Origin of the sequence: Pseudoduganella rhizocola, from assembly GCF_045984285.3 — a bacterium.
Lineage (GTDB): Bacteria > Pseudomonadota > Gammaproteobacteria > Burkholderiales > Burkholderiaceae_D > Rugamonas.
In genome coordinates, this window is record NZ_JBJQIK030000017.1 from 1 (window position 1) to 21,318 (window position 21,318).

Annotated in this window: 11 protein-coding genes; 5 read left to right on the forward strand and 6 right to left on the reverse strand. The window is 64.7% G+C overall.

Annotation, left to right across the window (positions count from 1 at the left end; translation table 11 throughout):
- Positions 1-108 precede the first annotated feature (108 nt).
- Entirely contained in the window at positions 109-2,847 is a 2,739-nt protein-coding gene (locus tag ACJRPG_RS23945) for a M16 family metallopeptidase (RefSeq protein WP_408002624.1), read from the reverse strand.
- A 121-nt stretch (positions 2,848-2,968) separates the two neighbouring features.
- Here ACJRPG_RS23945 and ACJRPG_RS23950 point away from each other — a divergent pair, with 121 nt between their 5' ends.
- Positions 2,969-3,586 carry an ArsR family transcriptional regulator gene (locus tag ACJRPG_RS23950; protein WP_408002625.1) on the forward strand — a complete coding sequence of 206 codons (618 nt, stop codon included), beginning with the start codon at positions 2,969-2,971 and terminating at the stop codon, positions 3,584-3,586.
- Here the strand turns inward: ACJRPG_RS23950 and ACJRPG_RS23955 are convergent.
- Complete coding sequence (locus ACJRPG_RS23955; RefSeq protein WP_408002626.1) at positions 3,565-4,977, reverse strand: sensor histidine kinase; 1,413 nt, start codon at positions 4,975-4,977, stop codon at positions 3,565-3,567. The genes ACJRPG_RS23950 and ACJRPG_RS23955 overlap by 22 nt on opposite strands.
- A 156-nt stretch (positions 4,978-5,133) precedes the next feature.
- On the opposite strand from ACJRPG_RS23955, the gene ACJRPG_RS23960 reads away from it, so the two are divergent.
- Positions 5,134-5,577: an acyl-CoA thioesterase gene (locus ACJRPG_RS23960; protein WP_408002627.1), complete on the forward strand. Its 444-nt coding sequence runs from the start codon at positions 5,134-5,136 to the stop codon at positions 5,575-5,577.
- A 101-nt stretch (positions 5,578-5,678) separates the two neighbouring features.
- On the opposite strand, the gene ACJRPG_RS23965 is transcribed toward ACJRPG_RS23960, so the two are convergent.
- Positions 5,679-7,475 carry a DUF885 domain-containing protein gene (locus tag ACJRPG_RS23965; RefSeq protein ID WP_408002628.1) on the reverse strand — a complete coding sequence of 599 codons (1,797 nt, stop codon included), beginning with the start codon at positions 7,473-7,475 and terminating at the stop codon, positions 5,679-5,681.
- A gap of 99 nt (positions 7,476-7,574) precedes the next feature.
- On the opposite strand from ACJRPG_RS23965, the gene ACJRPG_RS23970 reads away from it, so the two are divergent.
- Positions 7,575-8,201 carry a TIGR02281 family clan AA aspartic protease gene (locus ACJRPG_RS23970; RefSeq protein ID WP_408002629.1) on the forward strand — a complete coding sequence of 209 codons (627 nt, stop codon included), beginning with the start codon at positions 7,575-7,577 and terminating at the stop codon, positions 8,199-8,201.
- Here the strand turns inward: ACJRPG_RS23970 and ACJRPG_RS23975 are convergent.
- Together ACJRPG_RS23975 and ACJRPG_RS23980 are read right to left on the reverse strand one after the other, a co-directional pair.
- Positions 8,198-9,349, reverse strand: coding sequence for an HPP family protein (locus ACJRPG_RS23975; RefSeq protein ID WP_408002630.1), 1,152 nt, complete (start codon positions 9,347-9,349; stop codon positions 8,198-8,200). The genes ACJRPG_RS23970 and ACJRPG_RS23975 overlap by 4 nt on opposite strands.
- 12 nt (positions 9,350-9,361) lie before the next feature.
- Positions 9,362-9,844: an Lrp/AsnC family transcriptional regulator gene (locus ACJRPG_RS23980; RefSeq protein ID WP_408002631.1), complete on the reverse strand. Its 483-nt coding sequence runs from the start codon at positions 9,842-9,844 to the stop codon at positions 9,362-9,364.
- A 100-nt stretch (positions 9,845-9,944) separates the two neighbouring features.
- Here ACJRPG_RS23980 and ACJRPG_RS23985 point away from each other — a divergent pair, with 100 nt between their 5' ends.
- Positions 9,945-11,912, forward strand: a complete 1,968-nt coding sequence (locus ACJRPG_RS23985; protein ID WP_408002632.1) for an aminotransferase class V-fold PLP-dependent enzyme — start codon at positions 9,945-9,947, stop codon at positions 11,910-11,912.
- Positions 11,913-12,142: 230 nt separating this feature from the next.
- Positions 12,143-20,734 (forward strand): glycoside hydrolase family 94 protein, encoded by an 8,592-nt coding sequence (locus ACJRPG_RS23990; RefSeq protein ID WP_408002633.1) that lies wholly within the window; start codon positions 12,143-12,145, stop codon positions 20,732-20,734.
- Here ACJRPG_RS23990 and ACJRPG_RS23995 read toward each other — a convergent pair.
- A complete protein-coding gene (locus ACJRPG_RS23995; protein WP_408002634.1) occupies positions 20,731-21,306 on the reverse strand; it encodes a TMEM165/GDT1 family protein in 576 nt (191 codons plus the stop codon). The genes ACJRPG_RS23990 and ACJRPG_RS23995 overlap by 4 nt on opposite strands.
- Positions 21,307-21,318 lie beyond the last annotated feature (12 nt).

Genomic DNA, 21,318 nt, shown 5'->3' on the forward strand with positions numbered 1-21,318 from the left:
CCCCCCCCCCCCCCCCCCCCCCCCCCCCCCCCCCCCCCCCCCCCCCCCCCCCTTTTGCCACGGATTTCCAAAATCCGTGGCTCGGCGCCCCCGTCTGTCCCGAATTTTTTAGAAACTTTCGCTGCTCAGGATGGTGACTTCCCCCCAGTCCAGCGAGCGGATTGGTGCTTCGATCTTGCGCAGGTCGCCGACCACGATCCAGATGGCTTCATCAGGCTTGATGAATTTGGCCGCGGCGGTGGCCAGCTGCGGCTCGGAGAGCGCTCGCACATTGCCCGCGTACTTCGCCCAGTAATCATCCGGCAGCCGGTAGTTGATGCTGGTGAGCGCTGCCGCTTCCAGTGCGTTGATGGTCTCGAAACGGCCCGCCAGGCGCGAAGTCATATTGCGCATGATGTTGCCGTACTCCTCGCCCTGGATCGGGCGTGCGCCAGCGATGCCTTGCACCTCTTTTGCCACCTCCAACATGGACTCCTTCGTCTTGTCGGTCTGCACCGGCGCAAGCACGAAGAAGCTGCGCTGTCCGCGCTGGCCGCTCAGTTGGCCCGTGGTGCCATAGCTCCAGTGCTTGTCCAGGCGCAGGTTGCGGTTCAGGCGCGAGGTGGCCATGCCGCCGAAGTTCTGCATCACCGGCTCCATCGCGAGATCCTCAGGCTGGCCCTGGATCTGCGAGATGTGTGCAGCCACGATATTGGATTGCGGCGCATCCGGTTTGTCTATCAGGAAGATGCGTTTGCCCTGCGTGACCGGCGCAAGCGGCACCTGCTTGGCCGGCGCGCTGCCAGCCTGCCATTTGCCGAAGGCCGCTTCCAGCATCGGCTTCACTTTGTCCATTGTGGTGTCGCCGGTGACGACGATCGTTGCGCTGCCGGGTTTGAACCAGCTGGCGTGCCACTTCGCCATGTCGTCGCGCGTGAGGCCTTCAACGGATTTCTCATAGCCGGTGACGGGACGGCCGTAAGGATGGTCGGCGCCGTACAGCAGCGCCGGCATCACGCGCATAGCCAGGCTGGCCGGCTGCGCCTTGTCCTGTGCGATGGAGGACACGCGGCGTGAACGGGCCAGCTTGACCTGGTCTTCAGGGAAGACAGGCGTAAGCGCAGCTTCGGCCATCAGCTGCAGCGAGGGCGCGAGGTTGGCGGCAGTGGCTTGCAGGCGCACCGTCGACAGGTCGGACGAGGTGCTGGTCAGCAGGCGCGCACCCAGCGTTTCGAGCGCGTCGGACATCTGGAAGGCGTTGCGTTTCTTGCTGCCCTTGTCCAGAAGGTCCAGCGTCAGCGATGCGAGACCGGCCTTGTCCGCCGTATCGGAAGCGCTGCCCGCATCCAGCGTGAGCGCCACGTTCACGATCGGCGCCGAATGGCGTTCCAGCAGCACCACGTTCAGGCCATTGGACAGCTTGGCGCGCTGCATGTCCGGGAACTTCACATCTGGCGCGTCGCCCAGCGCAGGCAGCAGCTTGCGGTTCAGGTCCGACTTCGCGGCAGACAGTTTGGCGAAAGGCTTCACCGTCATCGTGTAGTGATTGGCCTTTAGCCATTTGCCCGCCACCGCTTTCACATCGGACGGCGTAGCCGTCGACCAGCGTTCGATCTGTGCCAGATAGGCATCCGGCGAGCCGCCGTAAGTCATGCTTTCGGCCAGCACGTCGGAACGGCCGCCCATGCCGCCGAGCCGCTCGATGCTGCGGGCGATCTGCGCCAGGCCGCTGGTCTTCACACGCGCCAGTTCTTCGGCCGTCGGCCCCTTGGCCAGCAGTTCGTTCACCACGAGGTCGATCTCGCGTTCTACCTGTGCCGGATCCACGCCGGGCTTCAGGGTAACTACGATGTCGAAGGTGCCGCCCAGCTCACTGCCGTCGGCCTGCACGCCGACGCCGGTGGCCAGCGCCTTGTCGTACACCAGCCGCTTCTCCAGCCGCGCGCTGCGCGAACCAGCCAGCACGCCGGCGGCAAGCTGCAGGCTTTGCAGCTCCGGATCCTTCCATGCCGGGCCGTGGTAGCTGCGGTAGACGCGCACCTGCGGCGCTGCGTCCTCCATCTCGTCGCGGATATTCCGATCCAGCACGGGAATCCAGGTTTCGGTACGCGGCAGCGCGGGGCCGGGCGGAATCGAGCCGAAGTACTTGTTCACCAGTTCCAGCGCACGCTCGGGCGTGATATCGCCGGCCAGCGAGAGCACTGCATTATTCGGGCCGTAATAGGTGCGGTACCACTCCTTCACATCTTCCAGCGATGCCGCTGCCAGGTCTTCCATGCTGCCGATGGTGGACCAGGAGTAGGGATGCGAATAGGGATACATCTTCGCCGACATTTCCAGGTGCACCTTGCCATAAGGGCGGTTTTCACCGAGCCGCTTTTCGTTCTGCACCACGCCGCGTTCCCGCTCCAGCATTTCCTTGGAAATGTAATTGCCGAGGAAACCCATGCGGTCCGCTTCCAGATAAAGTGTGCGCTCCAGTGCCGATACCGGCACGTCTTCAAAGAAATTGGTGCGGTCGGTATTGGTGGTGCCATTCCGGTTATTAGCGCCCAGATCATCCATCGCTTCACGGAAGCCGTGCGGATAATTCTCCGAACCATTAAAGAAGAAATGTTCGAATAAATGCGCGAAGCCGGTCTTGCCGCGTTTCTCATTGCGCGAACCCACGTGGTACCAGGTATTCACGGCGACCACGGGCACGCTGTGGTCGGTATGCACGATCAGCGTCAGCCCATTTTGCAGCACAAATTTCTTGTACTCGATGGCATAAGGTTTCAGATCGACAGTTGCGGGCGCGGATGCGGCGAGGAGGGGTAGGGGAGCGGTGAAAGCAAGGGCTGCAGCGAAAGCGAGAATTCTTTTCATTGGCCACCTGTTGTGATTATGTCGTAGCGCGCAAGCCCGATGCTTGCGCCAGGCCATTCTACGCCCGTTTACGCCCGGCAAGCACGCCAAACCTGAGCTTATCCATGCTAAGATTTGGCTCATGATCGCCCAGGCTCTTTTCACTCCCGCCCAGCAGAAACTGCTGGGTTTGCTGTTTGTACGTGTGAACGACGGCTTCCACCTGAACGAGATCATGCGGCTCACCGGCCTGGGCAGCGCATCGGCCCAGCGCGAGCTGAAACGCCTGCATGAATCGGGACTGATTGTGTCCGAGCGCATCGGCAATGTGCGCCAGTTCCGGCCGAATAAACAAAGCCCGGTCTATGAAGAACTGAGCAGCATCGTCAAGAAAACATTTGGCGTGGTCAGCGTGCTGAATTCGGCCTTGGCGCCATTGCGCCGCTCGCTGAATGTGGCTTTTATTTACGGACCGAGCGCACGCGAACAGGAAGCGTCGGCCGAACCGCTGGAGTTATTGCTGATCGGCGAAAATACGACATATGGCGAATTGCTGAACCGTTTGCCGATAGCCGAACGTATTCTGCGCCGCCGCATTAATCCGAATTTATACTCGGTTCCCGATTTCCAGCGCCGCCTGCGTGAAAAGCAGCCTTTTATCCTGAAGGTATTGGAAGACCGAAAAGTATTCGTGCTCGGCGACGATGTCGACCTGGACGAGATACTGCGTAGCGAGAATCAGGACGCCGAAGCAATCTGAAATTCACCGCTGCCGATTGTGCGGAAGGACTTTCCCATAGGAAACCTCAGCGCGAAGCGCGTATAGCGGCCGGGTTCCGACTCCACCTCGATAGCGCCGCCAAAGGCGCTTACCACCTTGCGGCAGAAAGCCAGCCCCATGCCCGTGCCGCCGCCGCTGTGGCGGGTGGTGTAATAGGGGTCGAAGACATGGGGCAGCACATCCGGCGCGATGCCCAGGCCGGTATCTGTCACCACCAGCCAGTTCAGTTCCTCCTGGGTGTAGCACTCCACGGTGACGTTGCCGCGCCCGGCGGCGTGAACCGCATGCAGGGCGTTCTTCAGCAGGTTGTAGAGCACGTAGACCAGCAGCGTATCCGACCCGAAGAAGTTGAAGTCCTCGCGCAGCACCAGGCGGACCCTCTCCCGCTCGGCCTCGGCGAAGGGGTAGCAGGAAATGGCCTCATCTACGCACTTCTTCACCGAATGGACGGCAAAATCATCGCTCTGCAGCGATCCGGCGCGGGCCGATGCCAGCAGCATGTCGACGATAAAGTTCGAGCGCGCCACTTCGGTCTCGATGTGGGTGGCGATTTCGCTCAGGTAGCGCAGCTGTTCGGGCGCCAGGCCCGGCGCTTCCGAACGCTGGTAGCCTGCAATCAGCTCGGGCAGGCTGCGCGCCAGCACTCGCGACTGGCTGCGGATGGTGGCCAGCGGCGTCCGCACCTCATGGGCGATGCTGGCGGCCGCAAACAGCGGATCGGCCAGCAGGTTATGCCGCACCATGGCCTGGGCAATCAGGCCGAGGCTGCAGGCAATGCACAGCACGCCGGGCGGATAGAACTCCACGCCGTAGTTGCACAGGTAGTCCACTGCCGCCGCGAAGTAGATCAGGATGCTGAACAGGCAGTAGCGCAGCCGCGTGCGTTCGGTCGAGACCGCCACGCCCTGGCGCAGGTACAGCAGTGCCACGCCACGGCCTACTACCACAACAGTCTGCAGCAGGTAGAGCGGATGCAGCTCGCCCGCCTTGGGATAGAAACCGAAGAAATAGGGATACAGGCCCTGGATCACGAGATCCGTGCTGAGCAGCAGCACGGTCAGCACGCCGCACAGCAGGTAGCTGGCGTACACGAAAGGCCGGTCCTGGTGCCGCCGGGTGAGTTCGGTGATGAAGTGATAAAGCGTGGTGGGCAGGAAAAGAATGGGCACATAGCCGGCCTGGACGATGCGCCAGGCGTGCGCCGGGCTCTCGGTCTGGAACAGGATGGCCCATGCCGCCTGCCAGAGAAAGGTGCTCATGCAAAGAATGAAGAAGGTCATGCTGACACGATTGGCGCCGCGCGAATTCAGGACGAACGCGCCGTAGCCAATGAAGAGGGCAGACACAACCGCAGGCAGCACCGAGTACATGCAGGTATTCCCCTTGAGAACCGTTCACATTTACGCATAGTAACAACGGACTGTTTCATTGCTGGGGTATATCGGCAGGAGCTTTGCGATAGATCAAAAGTGCGCAAGGAATTTAAGCAAGAGTAAAGAAAGGCCCAACCTCAACAGGAGAATTCCATGTTCATGCATGCCACTGATGCTCTCGCCACAGCCCCACGCGCCGACCTGACCTTCCATCACCAGATCTCGATCTATCTCAAGGACTCGAATGCCTACGGCAACACCTACTTTGCGCGCTACTTTGAATGGCAGGGTATCTGCCGCGAGAAATGGTTCTACGACTGCATCTCGCGCGACATGCTGAAGAATGAGGGCGTATTCATTACCAAGCACGCCCAGCAGGATTACCTGCACGAGACCTTCCCCTTCCAGGACGTCGTGTGCGAGGTCAACGCCTACGACGTAAAGCGCTGCTCCTTCTGGCTGGAGTTCCGTTTCTACGCCGACGGGAATCCGGTCTCGGTTGGCCGCCAGCAGATCGTCTTCGCCAACCACGCCAAGCAGATCACCGCGCTGCCCGAGCTCGTCCTGAAACGCATCAAGCGCTACGAGCTGCGCTAAGCCCTAAACCTGAGTTCGCCTGCGACACCATGGGGTCAGGCACCGCTTGTCATGCTGACAGCGGGTGCCTGACCCCATGGTGTCGCAGGCGGGCCGGGCCGTTAGCGCTGGGTGGCGATCCAGTGGGTCACTTTGGCTTCGAGCAGGTCGAGGGGGATGGTGCCGTCTTCCAGGACGACCTGGTGGAAGGCCGGGAGGCTGAACTTTGCGCCCAGCGCTTTTTGTGCGCGCCGGCGCAGTTCCATGATCTTCAGCGAACCGATCTTGTACGCCACGGCCTGCCCCGGCCACGCCATGTAGCGCTCCGTTTCGCTTTTCGCGACGGCGTCGTAGCCCAGCGTGTCTTTCATGTACTGGATGGTTTTTTCGCGCGTCCAGCCTTTGGCGTGCATCCCGGTGTCCACCACCAGGCGCGTGGCGCGCAGCAGTTCGTCGTTCAGGTGGCCGAAGTATTGGGCCGGATCTTCGAACAGCCCCATCTCGCGGCCCAGCGTTTCCGCATACAGCGCCCAGCCTTCCGTGAACGCGGTGTTGCCGCCGAACTGGCGGAACTTCGGCAGGTTCAGTTCCTGCATCAGCGCGATGTGGAAGTGGTGGCCCGGCTTGCCTTCGTGCAGAAACAGCGTGGTCATGCCGGTATTGCCGTATTTGGTGGGATCCGTCACCACCGACCAGAACACGCCGGGGCGCGAACCGTCCGCCGCTGGCGCAGTGTAGTGGTCGGATGCGGTGTCGCGGCTCAGTTCAGGCTCCAGGCGCAGGTCCAGTTTCGCTTTGGGCAGCAACGTAAACATGGCGGGCAGCTTGGTGTCCAGCACGTCGTTCAGCTTGTGGTACACGGCCTGCACTTCGTCTTCCGTTTTGAAGGGGAAGAACTTCGGCTGCTGCGAAATCCACGTCGGCAGGCCTGCGGCCGGACCGTTGTAGCCCAGCTTCGGTCCCAGCTTCGCGAACTCGGCCTGGATGCGGGCCACCTCTTTCAGGCCGGTCTGGTGGATCTGCTCCGGCGTCAGCTGCGTGGTGGTGGAATCGGCGATGCGCACCTTGTACCAGGCCGCGCCGTTCGGCAGCGCGCCCAGGCCGGTGCTGGTGCGGCAGGCCGGGATATAGGTCTGCTCCACATACTTCGCCAGTTTGTCCAGCGCCGGCAGCAGCTTGCCCACCGTATCGCGGTAGGCCGCCGTCAGGCGCTGCTTGTCTTCAGCCGAAAATTCGGCAGGCATCTTGTTTACCGGCGTGTAGTAGATGCTCTGTTCCGGCGTGGCGCTCACCAGTTTCTGGAACTGCGGCAGCGCGGAGACCATGATGGCCTTCGGCTGCGTGATGCCGCGCTTGATGCCTTCGTCCATATTCACAATGGCCTGGGCTATCCACGCAGGCAGCTGCGCCAGGCGGCTCAGGTAGGCCTCGTATTCCTTCACCGTGCGCAGGGGCTGCGAGGCTTCGCCGCTTGCGTAGTTCGCCAGCATCACCGGCATGCTGCTCATTTGCGTAATGGGCAGCAGGTGCTCGGGATAAGGTTCGTAGGCCAGGAAGGTCTTCAGCTCGAACGCCATCACATCGTAGTTGATGCGGTCGCGGTGCGTGAGCGCCTGTTTGTTGATCTGCTGGAGACGCTTGCCGAATTCGCGGTAGCGCGCGAACTGCTTCGCACGCTCTTCCGGCGAGATGGACATGCCGATCTGGTCGTCGAAGCGGTTGTCGCCGTTCTCGGTGGCGCCCACCGGCTCGAAGCGGGCGATGGCGTCATAGTATTCGTCGGCCAGCGCGAGGAACTGCTTCGCTGCGGCGTCCGACACGGCGGCGGATACCTTGGCCGCCGGCGCGGCAGCTTGGGCCGGCGCCCAGGCTATCAGCAGGGCGGCGCTCAGGGCGGCGAGGGTCAGGCTGTGCTTCATCTATGGATTCCCTTGGTTATGGTTGGAATGCAAACGGCGACAAGCATAAGCGATTGCCGCCCGGCTGTGCCAGAATATTGACACTTTCCGGGGAGTGTGATGCGAGCCTTTGCTGTTTTCCTGACATTGTGTTGTGCCGCCGCCCACGCGGACGTAAGCGTGATGGGGGTGATGTCGAACCGCGCCTTGCTGTCGGTGGATGGCGCGCCGCCCCGCATGTATGCGGTGGGCGCCGCACTGCCTGATGGCAGCCGCCTCGTGGCCGTCAACGGCAATGATGCCGTGATCGAGCAGGATGGCCGGCGTTACACGGCCTCGCTGGGCCAGCCGGCGGCGCGCGTGGCGTCTTCCGGCGCGGGCAAGAAGTTGATCCTGGCGCCGGATGGCCTTGGCCACTATTCGCTGACCGGCGAGATCAACGGCGCCCAGGCACGCATGATGATCGATACCGGCGCCTCGCTGGTTGCCTTGCCCGCGGCTGAAGCGGAGCGCATGGGCATCGAATACCGCAAGGGGCGCCGTGTGTTCGTCAACACCGCCAACGGGCAGGCTACGGCCTGGCGCGTGCGCATCGACCGCCTGCGCATCGGCGATATGGAGCTGAACCAGCTGGATGCCGTGGTGCACGAACACGGCCTGTCCATCATCCTGCTCGGGAATTCCTTCCTGAACCGCTTCAATATGCAGCGCGACGGAGATCAGATGACGCTGGAGCGCCGCTATTAGGCTTGCGCCAGGCGGCTCTCGTAGAGCGCTGCAACGAGGTCGGATTGCGTCACGATGCCCGCGAAGCGGTCCTCGTGATCGACCACGGGAATATGGTGGAAGCCTGAATCGGCCATCAGCGGCACCAGGTTCACGATCGGCGTATCGATCCTTGCCAGCTGCGGATGCGGCTTCATGATCTGCCCGATCACTTCCGCCTTCTCCGAATGGCTTAGGCCGCTGGGCCGCAGGAAGCTGTGCAGGCGCTCGCGCAGGCTGCGGTAGTCATCGATGCCGCCATGCGCGAGGAAGTCGCTCTGGGTTACGATGCCGATGACGCGCCGCGCACGGTTCAGCACCGGCAGGGCGGCAATGCGGTGCTGGCGCATCTCTTTCCATGCCTCCCTCAGCCCCGTGCCGAATTCCACCGTCACCACGTCCTTCGACATGATGTCGCCGCACAGGATCACGCCGAAGCGGCGCTGATAGGCATGCATCTCCGTTTGCAGGAACAGCTCTTCCAGGTCGTCGCGGCTGATGTCCAGCACCTCGTTGTGGCGCTTGAGCACCTCGTCCAGGTCTTCCGGCGTGAAGCCGAGGCGCGCGGTCGGCACGGCATCGGCCGTGGCGTGCAGGTTCGGATGGACCAGCGCCTGCGTGTGCGGATAGCGCTTGCCGGTGAGGCGGTTGTACACCACGGCCGCCAGCACCAGCAGGATGGAATTCAGCAGCACCGGCCCGAGCCCGAAGCCGAAGCCTGCCGCCTGCACGGCCGGGCCGCCGATCACGGTGGTGAGCGCAACCGCGCCGCCGGGCGGATGCAGGCAGCGCAGCGCAAACATGGCGCCGATCGCTGCGGCACTGGCGAGGGCGCCGAGCAGCACCACGGGCATTGCGGCGCCCAGCCAGCGCTGGCAGGCCGCGCCCACCAGCGCCGACACCACGTTACCGCCGATAACAGACCAGGGCTGGGCCAGCGGACTGGCGGGAAGGCAGAACAGCAGCACGGCCGATGCGCCGACCGGCGCCACGAGCCAGATGGACTGGCCTGGCATCATCGCATGGGCGCACAGCGCCGTGAGCAGCAATCCAATCAAGGCGCCGCCGCTGGCGCGCAGGCGTTCAGTTGCGCTGGCAGTGGAGGGCGGCGGAATCAGTTGTTTCAGCATCCCGTCATTATCCTATGCCGGACTATGGGAGACCAGATGCAGGGGCAGAGCAGTCGTGTACTTGATCTGTTCCATCGAGAAGGCGGACGATACGCCAGTCAGGTTGGCAACCTTGATCAGTTTTTTGTAGAAGCGGTCGTAGCCTTCAATATCGGTAGTCACCACCTTGAGCAGGTAGTCGATATCGCCGCTCATGCGGTGGAACTCCTGTACTTCTGGCAGCGCGATCACGCCCGCCGCGAATTTGGCCAGCCACTTTTCGTCGTGCTGGCTGGTGCGCACGCTGACGAACACCGTCACCGGCAGCGCAGCCTTGCTGCGGTTGACCAGCGCCACGCGGCCGTCGATATAGCCTTCTTCCTCCAGCCGTTTCAGGCGCTTCCAGCAGGGCGTGGTGGTCAGGCCGACCTTCTCCGCCAGCTCGGCCACGGAGAGCGTGCCGTCCATTTGCAGCGCGCCCAGGATCGCATAATCAAAGCGGTCAAGATCATTCATGCTATGTAAGTACAAAATAAAGAATAAACATTCCAAATAATACGCCAAAGTGGCATGGATTTGGAATAAACGCTTCGCCATGCTTGCGTAAGCTATCAGCATGAGCACTGAAATCTACCTCGACGGGAATGCCACCACTGCGGTGCTGCCCGCCGCCATGCAGGCGGCGCTGCACATGATGGGTGAGCGTTATGGCAATCCAAGCAGCACGCACTCCACCGGCATGAAGGCGAAAGCCCTGCTGGATGCGGTGCGCGCACGCGCCGCGCGCCTGCTGGGCACAGGCAATGGACGCCTGATGTTCAACAGCGGCGCCACCGAAGGGATACAGACCGCAGTGCTGTCGGCGCTGTGCGCCATCCGTGAGCGCCGCGAGCGGGGCGAGCCTGTCGGCAGCCTGCTGGTATACGGCGCCACCGAACACAAGGCCGTTCCCGAAAGCCTCGCGCACTGGAACCGCCTGCTCGGCCTCAATCTCACGCTGCACAAGCTGCCCGTCGGCCACGACGGCCGCCACGACCTCGCTGCGCTGCGCGCCGTGGTGAATGACGCGGCCTTCGTCTGCACCATGGCCGCCAACAATGAAACCGGCATCGTGTCCGATATCGAAGGCATCGCCGCCGTGCTGGCCGGCAGCCCCGCGCTGTGGATGGTGGATTGCGTGCAGGCGCTGGGCAAGCTGCAGCTGGACCTGGCGGCCACGCGCATCGACTATGCGCCGTTCTCCGGCCACAAGCTGTATGCGCCGAAAGGCATCGGCATGCTGTATGTGCGCGAAGACGCGCCGTTCACGCCGCTCATCATGGGCGGCGGCCAGGAATCCGGCCAGCGCTCCGGCACCGAAAACATGGCCGGCGTGGCGGCGCTGGGCGCCGTGCTCGCGGCGCTGGAAGACGGCACGACCTTCCGCACGCATGCGCAGCTTGAGCAGTTCCGCAACCGCCTTGCCGAGAGCCTGCAGAAAGCGCTGCCCGGCCTGGCCTTCAATGCGCCGCTGGAGCTGGCCCTGCCCACTACCCTGAATTTCTCCGTGCCCGGCCTGTCGAGCAAGGAACTGCTGGATGTATTCGATGCCGCCGGCGTGCGCGTGAGCGCAGGCAGCGCCTGTTCCGCCGCCAAGGCCGCGCCGAGCTATGTGCTGGATGCCATGGGCCTGCCGCACTGGCGCAGCAGCAGCGCGGTGCGCCTGTCCTTCGGTCCCCTGGCCGATGAGGCGATGATCGCGGATGCCTGCCAGCGCATCGCACGCTGCGGCGAGGCGCTGCGGGTGAGCGGCATGCTGTCCGGCGCCGCCGCCGCGCCGCTGGACGGCGTGGTGCAGCTGAGCGTCAACGGCGCCCACACCTGGCTGGTGCTCGATGCCGCAGGCCTGCAATGCGCCGTCATCGATCCGCAGGCAGAACTGGCGGAGCGCATCAATGCGCTGCTGAAGGCGCAGGGCTATACCTTGGCTGCGCAACTGAGCACGCGTGACGGCTCGTCGTGGCCGGCGCAGGACGATATGCTCAGCATCGGCCGCCGCAAGCTGCGCCGCGTGCCGATCGGCGCGCGCAAACTGGCCTATTTGCTGGAAGGCGCAGCGCAGGCAAGCCACGCCTTCATCGGCTCGGCCCAGCCGCAGGATCTCGTCCGCCTGGTCGGCGAAGACACGCTGCTCTGTCCCGGCCAGGAAGCCTGCCAGCCCTGCTGCACCAGCCTGCGCGCCGAAGCCCAGGATGCATCCTGCTGCAGCGGCATGGAACTGGACAGCGCCGCGCTGGAAGCGCTGCTGCGGCAGCACCCGGACGCCTGCCTCGTGGATGTGCGCGAAGCCTATGAACACGCAGCTGACAGCGCAGCCCCGATGGGCCGTGCTGCATTAAGTGTGCCCCTCAGCCGCCTCGCCGGCGAAGCCGCCAACTGGCTGGCCAGCGAACGCCAGCCGCCGCTGGTCTTCTTCTGCCGGAGCGGCAAGCGCAGCGAGAAGGCGGTGGAGTGCATGCGCCGCCTCGGCTACCGCGCCGCCTGGCACCTGGAGGGCGGCCTGGCCCTGTCCGGCGTGGCAGGAACGCTGGCGCTGGCGGCCTGACGCTGCTGCCTGATTATTGAATTTGCCTTTCACGGCGGCCTCGGCCGCCGTTTTTTTTGTACGCTAGCGCACAGTGAGCAGGCGTGCGCCCGCCTAATATTGCTTGGAACATAATTCTTATCTCCGCGGCGGTTGTTTTAATCCGCCCTCCAAGCGAGGCCCTCTTGAAAGAGCACATCAGTATTTGGGCCGGCAATCGTGTCGGTTTCCGTGAATCCGCATCCGGTACATTGCAACCCGGAAATAACGACGACGACTTACCGCTGCGTGCCGAACTGTTCAGCGCGCAGCAGATGGCCAATCATGGCCGCACCCTGGCTTCCCAGCATGTGCTGAGCAAGCGGAGCGGCGGCGACCGCCTGCTGGCGCGCCTGAGCGCGAACGCCTCCCTGATCGCCGCAACCTGCGAAGACCTGACGGCCGCCGTGAAGGAAGGGCGCCAGATCACGCCTGCCTCCGAATGGCTGCTGGATAACTACTACCTGATCGAAGAGCAGATCCGCACCGCGCGCCGCCACCTGCCCAAGGACTACAGCAAGGAACTGCCACGCCTCGCGAAAGGCGCAGCCGAAGGCACGCCGCGCGCCTACAAGCTGGCGCTGGAGGTGATTGCGCACGGCGACGGCCGCGTGGATCCGGAAAGCCTGTGCCGCTTCGTGGAGGCCTACCAGGAAGTGGCGCCGCTCAAACTGGGCGAACTGTGGGCGATTCCGATCATGCTTCGCCTGGCGCTGATCGAGAACCTGCGCCGGGTGGCGGCGCGCATCGCGGAAAACCGCTTCCAGCGCGACCTGGCCAACCAGTGGGCGGACCAGATGGTGGAGATCTCGGACAAGAATCCGAGCGGCGTGATCCTGCTGGTGGCCGATATGGCGCGCTCGAATCCGCCCATCACCAGCGCCTTCGTGGCCGAAATGGCGCGCCGCCTGCAGGGCCAGAGCCCGGTGCTCACGCTGGCCCTGAACTGGATCAGCTACCGGCTGGCGGACAATGGCCAGACCATCGAGCAGCTGATCCAGGCCGAAATCCAGCAGCAGGCCGCGGAGCAGGTCTCCATCGCCAACAGCATCGGCAGCCTGCGCTTCCTCGGCACCATGGACTGGCAGGAATTCGTGGAGACCATGAGCACCGTGGAGCAGGTGCTGCGCACCGACCCGGCGGACGTCTACGGCGCCATGGACTTCTCCACGCGCGACCAGTACCGGCACATCATCGAAAAAGTGGCGCGCAGTTCGCCGCTGACGGAAACCGAAGTGGCCCAGCAGGCGGTGGAACTGGCGCGCACCCACAGCAATGGCGACGATCCGCGCCACGCCCATGTGGGCTTCTACCTGATCGGCAAAGGGCTGCATCTGCTGCAGAAGAAGGCGCAGGCACGCCTGCCCATGGGCCAGGCCACACGCCAGACCCTGCGCGCGGCGCCGCTGTCCACCTATCTCGGCTCCATCGCCCTGGTCTCGGTGGCGCTCACCGCGCTGATGCTGGAGCGTGCCATCCGCGACGGCGTCAACGATTGGGCACTGGCCGTGCTGGCGGTGCTGGGCCTGATGGGCAGCAGCCACCTGGCGCTATCGCTGGTGAACTGGATCGCCACCCTCATCACCCACCCGCATCCGCTGCCGCGCATGAACTTCAGGGAAGGCATTCCTTCCGACGCGCGGACGCTGGTGGTGGTGCCCACGCTGCTGTACAGCAGCGAGAACGTCGCTGAACTGTGCGAGCAGATGGAGGTGCGTTTCCTCGCCAACCGCGATCCGAACCTGCGCTTCTGCCTGGCCACCGACTTCGCCGATGCGGCGGCGGAAACCATGCCGGGCGACGAGGCCTTGCTGCAGCAGGTGCATGCCTGCGTTGAAGCGCTGAACGCAAAGTACGCGGAACAGGGCTGCGGCCAGCCCTTCCTCCTGCTGCACCGCCCGCGCCTGTGGAATCCGGCGCAGCGCGCCTGGATGGGCCACGAGCGCAAGCGCGGCAAGCTGTCCGACCTGAACCGCTTCCTGCGCGGCGGCGCGCGCGACAAATTCTCGCTGGTGGTGGGCGATACGTCCGACCTGCACACCTTCAAATACGTCATTACGCTCGATACCGACACTCAGTTGCCGCGCGACGCCGCCCGCCAGTTTGTCGCCACCATGCGGCACCCGCTGAACCAGCCGCGCATCGACCCGCGCCGCAACTGCGTGGTTGAGGGCTACGGCATCCTGCAGCCGCGCGTGGCGGTCAGCCTGCCCAGCGAGAATGCCTCGCTGTATGAGCGCCTGTGCGGCGGCGAGCCGGGCATCGATCCGTACACCCGCACTGTATCGGACGTCTACCAGGACCTGTTCGCGGAAGGCTCCTTCATCGGCAAGGGCATCTACGATGTGGACGTATTCGAGCAGGTGCTGGGCGAACGCTTCCCGGATAACCGCATCCTGAGCCACGACCTGCTGGAAGGCTGCTATGTGCGTGCCGGCCTGTTGAGCGACGCCCAGCTCTACGAGCAGTATCCCGCGCGCTACCGCGACGATGTGAGCCGCCGCCAGCGCTGGATTCGCGGCGACTGGCAGCTCGCGGGCTGGCTGGTGGGCCGTGTGCGCAAGGCCAACGGTGCGCGCGAACGCAACCCCTTGTCGGCGCTGTCGCGCTGGAAGCTGTTCGACAACCTGCGCCGCAGCCTGGTGGCGCCGGTGCTCACGCTGGCGCTGTTGCTGGCCTTCGCTGCCCTGCCGCACCCCTGGTTCTGGACCGCCGCGGTGCTGACCATTATCTTCCTGCCGCCGCTGGCCGCTGCCTTGTGGGATCTTGCGAACAAACCGCGCGACACTTTGTGGAGCCAGCATATTCCGATGTCGCTGCGGCGCAGCAGCCTGCACTTCGCACACGGCCTGCTGATGCTGGTGTTCCTGCCCTATGAGGCATGGTTCAGCCTTGACGCCATCGTGCGCACGACGTGGCGCCTGCTGGTGTCGCGCAAGCGCCTGCTGGAGTGGAAGGCATCGGCGCTGGCGCGTTCCACCTCCACCCTGGCCGGCAGCTTCCGCACCATGTGGATCTCGCCGCTGCTGGCGCTGGCCGCCGGCGCCGCGCTGGCCGTCTACCGCCCCGGCGCTTTCGATGCCGCGCTGCTGTTCTTTGTGGCGTGGTTCCTTGCACCTGTTGTGGCATGGTGGATCAGCCGCCCGATTGAGCGTCTGCAGGCACAGCTCGACGAAGGCCAGGCGCGCTTCCTCAACATCCTCGCGCGCAAAACCTGGGCATGGTTCGATACCTTTGTGGGACCGGACGACAACTGGCTGCCGCCGGATAATGTGCAGGAGCATCCGGCGCTGGTGATCGCACATCGCACCTCGCCGACCAATATCGGCATGGCGCTGCTGGCCAACCTCACGGCGCACGACTTCGGGTATATCACGGGCGCGCAGCTGCTTACCCGTACGGCGAACACGCTGGACGCCATGAGCCAGCTGGAACGCTACCAGGGCCACTTCTACAACTGGTATGACACGCAATCCCTGAAGCCGCTGCATCCGGTCTATATCTCGACGGTGGACAGCGGCAACCTGGCTGGCCACCTGCTGACGCTGGAGCCTGGCCTCACCGGCCTGTTCGATGCTCCGGTCATCGGGCCGCAAATCGTGGATGGCCTGGCCACTACCTTCGAAGTGCTGCGTGAAGCGGCACAGGCGGATGGCAGGGCCATGCCGCCGGCGCTGGAGCCGCTACATGCGCTGCTGGCGCGGCCCGAGCGCCCCCAGAACCTGCTGGACATGCACGGCTGGCTGCAGCGCGCCGTAGCGCTGGCGGATGCCTTCCTCTCCAATCCGGAACTGGCAGGCGATGCGCCGGTCCATATGTGGGCCACGGCGCTGGCCGCGCAGTGCCGGGCCGCGCTCGACGAGCTGCTGCTGCTGGCGCCATGGGCCGCCGCGGCGCCGGAAACCCTGTTCGACGCCCAGCTGCGCCGCATTCCGACCCTGCGCGAGCTCGCCTCTTTCCCGATGCTGTCCGCCGCACTGTCCGACCTGGCGCCGGAGGAGCGCGAGCGCCAGCTGCAGCTTGCCGCGCTGGTGGAGCAGGGCGCAAGCCAGGCCCGCGAGCGCATGGAGCGCATCGCCGGGCTGGCACGCCGGGCGCACGACTTCGCGCAGATGGAATATGGCTTCCTCTACAACCGCACCACCAAGCTGCTGTCCATCGGCTACAACGTGAGCGAACGCCGGCTCGATGCCAGCTCCTACGACCTGCTGGCTTCCGAAGTGCGCCTGGCCAGCTTCGTCGCCATCGCACAGGGCCAGCTGCCGCAGGAGCACTGGTTCGCGCTGGGCCGCCAGCTGTGCATCGTGCACGGCCATCCCGTTCTGCTGTCCTGGAGCGGCTCGATGTTCGAGTACCTGATGCCGCTGCTGGTGATGCCCACCTACGAAAGCACCCTGCTCGACCAGACCTACAAGTCGGTGGTGGCGGCGCAGATCGAATACGGCAAGCAGCGCAATGTGCCGTGGGGGATCTCCGAATCCGGCTACAGCACGGTGGACGCGGCGATGAACTACCAGTACCGGGCCTTCGGGGTGCCGGGCCTTGGCCTCAAGCGCGGCCTGGCCGACGACCTGGTGATCGCGCCTTACGCAACGCTGATGAGCCTGATGGTGGCGCCGGATGCGGCCACCCAGAACCTGCAGAGAATGGCGGAGCTGGGCTTCATGGGACGCTACGGCTTCTACGAAGCGATCGACTACACCACGGCGCGGCTGCCGCGCGGCCAGGCCTTCAATGTCATCAAGTCCTTCATGGTGCACCACCAGGGCATGGGCTTCCTCGCCCTGAGCTACCTGCTGCATGACCGGCCGATGCAGCGCCGTTTCGAATCCGATCCGATCCTGCAGTCCGCGCTGCTGATGCTGCAGGAGCGCAGTCCGCAGGTCGGCGCCTTCTTCTCCACCAGCGCCGAGCAGTCCGCCATCCGCACCACTGCGCCGGACCAGTCGATGCCGATGCGCATCCTGAACCAGCCGAATACCACGGTGCCGGAAACCCAGCTGCTGTCGAACGGCCGCTATCACGTGATGGTGACGGCTGCAGGCGGCAGCTACAGCCGCTGGAAGGATCTTGCGGTGACGCGCTGGCGCGAAGACAGCACGCGCGACAACTGGGGCACCTTCTGCTATGTGCGTGATGTGGACGATGGCGCGTACTGGTCGGCGCTGTACCAGCCTACGCTGGTGGAGCCGGAACGCCAGGAAATCATCTTCTCGGAAGGGCGCGCCGAATTCCGCCGCAGCGACCGCGAGATCGAGCTGTATACGGAGATCGTGGTCTCGCCGGAAGACGATATCGAAATGCGCCGCACGCGCATCAGCAACAAGTCCGACCGCACGCGTACCATCGAAGTGACCAGCTTCGCCGAAGTGGTGATGGCCCCGGCTGCGGCCGATGCGGCACACCCGGCCTTCAGCAAGCTGTTCGTGCAGACAGAAATCATCGAGGACGAAAGCGCCATCCTGTGCACGCGCCGTCCGCGCGGCAAGGGCGAACACACGCCCTGCCTGCTGCACCTGATGACGGTGCATGACGCGCAGGTTGACGAAGTGTCGTTCGAAACCGACCGCTCGCAGTTCATCGGCCGCGGCAATACGGCACAGGTGCCGCGTGCGGTGGCCGAAGGCGGCCGCCTGTCCGGCAGCAGCGGTTCGGTGCTCGACCCCGTGGTCGCCATCCGCTACCGCATCACGCTGAAGCCGGACCAGGCGGCGGTGGTGGATATCGCCACCGGCATGACCGACACGCGCGAGGCGGCGCAGTACCTGATCGACAAATACCAGGACCGCCACATGGCGGACCGCGTCTTCGAGCTGGCATGGACCCACAGCCAGGTGGTGCTGCGCCAGCTGAACGCCAGCGAGACGGACGCGCAGCTGTACGGCCGCCTGGCCAACCACGTCATCTATCCGAACCCCGCGCTGCGGGCCGATGCCAGTGTGCTGATCAAGAACCAGCGCGGGCAATCAGGCTTGTGGGCCTATGCCATTTCCGGCGACCTGCCGATTGTGCTGCTGCAGATTAAAGACTCGGCCAATATCGAGCTGGCACGCCAGCTGGTGCAGGCGCACGCCTACTGGCGCCTGAAAGGGCTGGTGGTGGACCTGGTGATCTGGTTCGAGGACCAGTCGGGCTACCGCCAGGCCCTGCATGACCAGATCATGGGACTGATCGCCTCCGGCATCGACGCGCAGGCCATCGACCGGCCGGGCGGCATCTTCGTGCGCCCGCTGGATCAGATCTCACCCGAAGACCGTATCCTGCTGCAGACCGTGGCGCGCGTTGTGCTGGCGGACAGCCGCGGCACGCTGGCCGAACAGATCAAGCGTTCCAGCCCGCCGCCGCTGCGCATGCCGCCGCTGCTGCCGGATGGCCGCGGCGAATACGAGGAGGGCGATTCCGTCACGCGCCTGCCATCGGACCTGATTCTGGACAACGGCACCGGCGGCTTCTCGCCGGATGGCCGCGAATACGTGATCCTTACCGGCGAAGGCCGCCGTACGCCGGCGCCGTGGTCGAACGTGCTCGCCAATCCGCAGTTCGGCAGCGTACTGTCGGAAAGCGGCCAGGCCTATACCTGGCATGAGAACGCACACGAATTCCGTCTCACGCCATGGCATAACGATCCGGTATCGGACGCCAGCGGCGAGGCCTTCTACCTGCGCGATGAACAGAGCGGCCGTTTCTGGTCGCCCACGGCGCTGCCCGCGCGCGGCAGCGGCAACTACCTTACCCGCCATGGTTTCGGCTACAGCGTATTCGAGCACAGCGAAGCCGGCATCACCTCCGAGATGACCACTTACGTGGCGCTCGATGCGCCGGTCAAGTACACGGTGCTCAGGCTGCGCAACGATTCATCGGTGCCGCGCCGTCTGTCGGTCACCGGCTATGTGGAATGGGTGCTGGGCGATATGCGTTCCAAGTCCGGCATGCACCTGGTGACGGAACAGGATCCGGTGAGCGGCGCCATCTTCGCGCGCAATGCCTACAACACCGAGTTCTCCGGCCGCGTGGCCTTCTTCAACTGCGATGCCGCGACGCGCACCATTACCGCGGACCGCACCGAATTCCTCGGGCGGAACGGCACGCTCGCTACGCCTGCCGCCATGAAACGCGCCCGCCTGTCGGGCAAGGTCGGCACGGGTCTCGACAGCTGCGCCGCGATCCAGGTGCCCTTCGAGCTGCAGCCGGGCCAGGAACGCGAGATCGTGTTCGTGCTCGGCGTGGGCGGAAGGCGCAATGCGGATGCCACCACCATGGTGCAGAAGCACGGCGGCCAGGGCGCTGCGGCCGAGGCGCTGCAGGCGGTACGTGCGCACTGGGCGGAAACGCTGGGCGCGGTGCAGGTGCAGACGCCGGAGCCTTCGATCGACGTCATCGCCAACGGCTGGCTGATGTACCAGACCATCGCCTGCCGCCTGTGGGCGCGCAGCGGTTACTACCAGTCCGGCGGGGCCTTCGGCTTCCGCGACCAGCTGCAGGATGCCATGGCCATGGTGCACACCGAACCGCAGCTGCTGCGCGAGCACCTGATCCTGTGCGCGGCGCACCAGTTCCTGGAGGGCGACGTGCAGCACTGGTGGCATCCGCCATCGGACCGCGGCGTGCGCACGCACTGCTCGGACGATTACCTCTGGCTGCCGCTGGCTGCATGGCGCTACGTGACCACGACGGGCGACCTGTCCGTGCTGGACGAGAAGGCGCACTATTTGGAGGGGCGCCCCGTCAAGCACGACGAAGATTCCTATTACGATATGCCCGGCCGCTCGGCGCAATCCGGCGACCTGTACGAGCACTGCGTGCGCGCCATCCGCAACGGCCTGCGCTTCGGCGTGCACGGCCTGCCGCTGATCGGTTCCTGCGACTGGAATGACGGCATGGACAAGGTGGGCGAGGAAGGCAAGGGCGAGAGCGTGTGGCTGGCCTTCTTCCTGTTCGATGTGCTGCAGTGCTTCGCCGAGGTGGCGGAGCTGCGGCAGGACCAGGCCTTCGCCGCCGAGTGCCGCGACGAAGCGCGCAAAATCGCGGCCAATGTCGAACAGCATGCCTGGGATGGACAGTGGTACCGCCGCGCCTACTTCGACGACGGCACGCCGCTCGGCTCGCACGAAAACGAGGAATGCCAGATCGATTCGATTTCGCAGAGCTGGGGCATCCTGTCCGGCGCTGCGGATCCGGAGCGGGTGCGGGGCGCGATGCAGCAGGTGGATGCGCGCCTGGTGCGGCGCGACTTCGGCCTGATCCAGCTGCTGGACCCGCCGTTCGACAAGGCCGACCTGAATCCGGGCTATATCCGCGGCTATGTGCCCGGCGTGCGCGAGAACGGTGGCCAGTATACGCACGCGGCCATCTGGACCGTGATGGCCTTTGCGAAGATGGGCGACGTGGAGCGCGCCTGGGAGCTGATGCGCATGATTAACCCGGTGTCGCACGGCAGCGATGCGGAGCGTGCGGCGGTGTACAAGGTGGAGCCTTATGTGGTGACAGCGGACGTCTATGCGGTGTCGCCGCATGTGGGGCGTGGCGGCTGGAGCTGGTACACCGGTTCCTCGGGCTGGATGTACCGCCTGATCCTGGAATCGCTGCTGGGCCTCACGCGCCGCGCGGATACCCTGACGCTGGCGCCGCGCATTCCTGCGGACTGGCCGGGCTTCACGCTCAGCTACCGGTATGGCGCCTCGCGTTACGAGATCCGCATCAGCCGCGGCACCCCGGCGCTGCTGGTGGACGGCCAGCCGCAGGAGGGCGCCGCCATCCGCTTGCGGGATGATGGCGGCACTCACCAGGTGGAGCTGACGGTTTAGAGCCCGACCGCCTTCGCCGCGCCCAGCAGCGTGGCGAGGCCGAGACCAGCGAAGATGAAGGCCGCGATGCCATGCACCAGTTTGAGCGGCACGGCGGTAGCTGCCCGTTTGCCAAGATAGACGGCGGGAACGTTCGCCAGCATCATGCCCAGCGTGGTGCCGGCCACCACGCCTGCCATATCGTGGAAGCGCGCCGACAATGCCACAGTGGCAATCTGCGTCTTGTCGCCCATCTCGGCGATGAAGAAGGCGATCAGCGTCGCCGCGAACACGCCATAGCGCGAGTACTGCGTTTCGCATTCATCGATTTCATCCGGCACCATGATCCAGGCAGCCATGGCGATGAAGCCCAGGCCCAGCACCCAGCGCAGCACATCGGGGCCGAGCAGGCTGGTAATCCAGGCGCCAACGGCTGCCGCGAAGGCGTGGTTGGCAATGGTGGCAACGAAAATGCCGGCGACGATGGGCAGGGGGCGGCGGAATTGAGCGGCCAGGCAGAACGCGAGCAGCTGGGTCTTGTCGCCGATTTCTGCCAGCGCGACGATACCGGTCGATACGAAAAATGCATCCATTGATTTGACAGG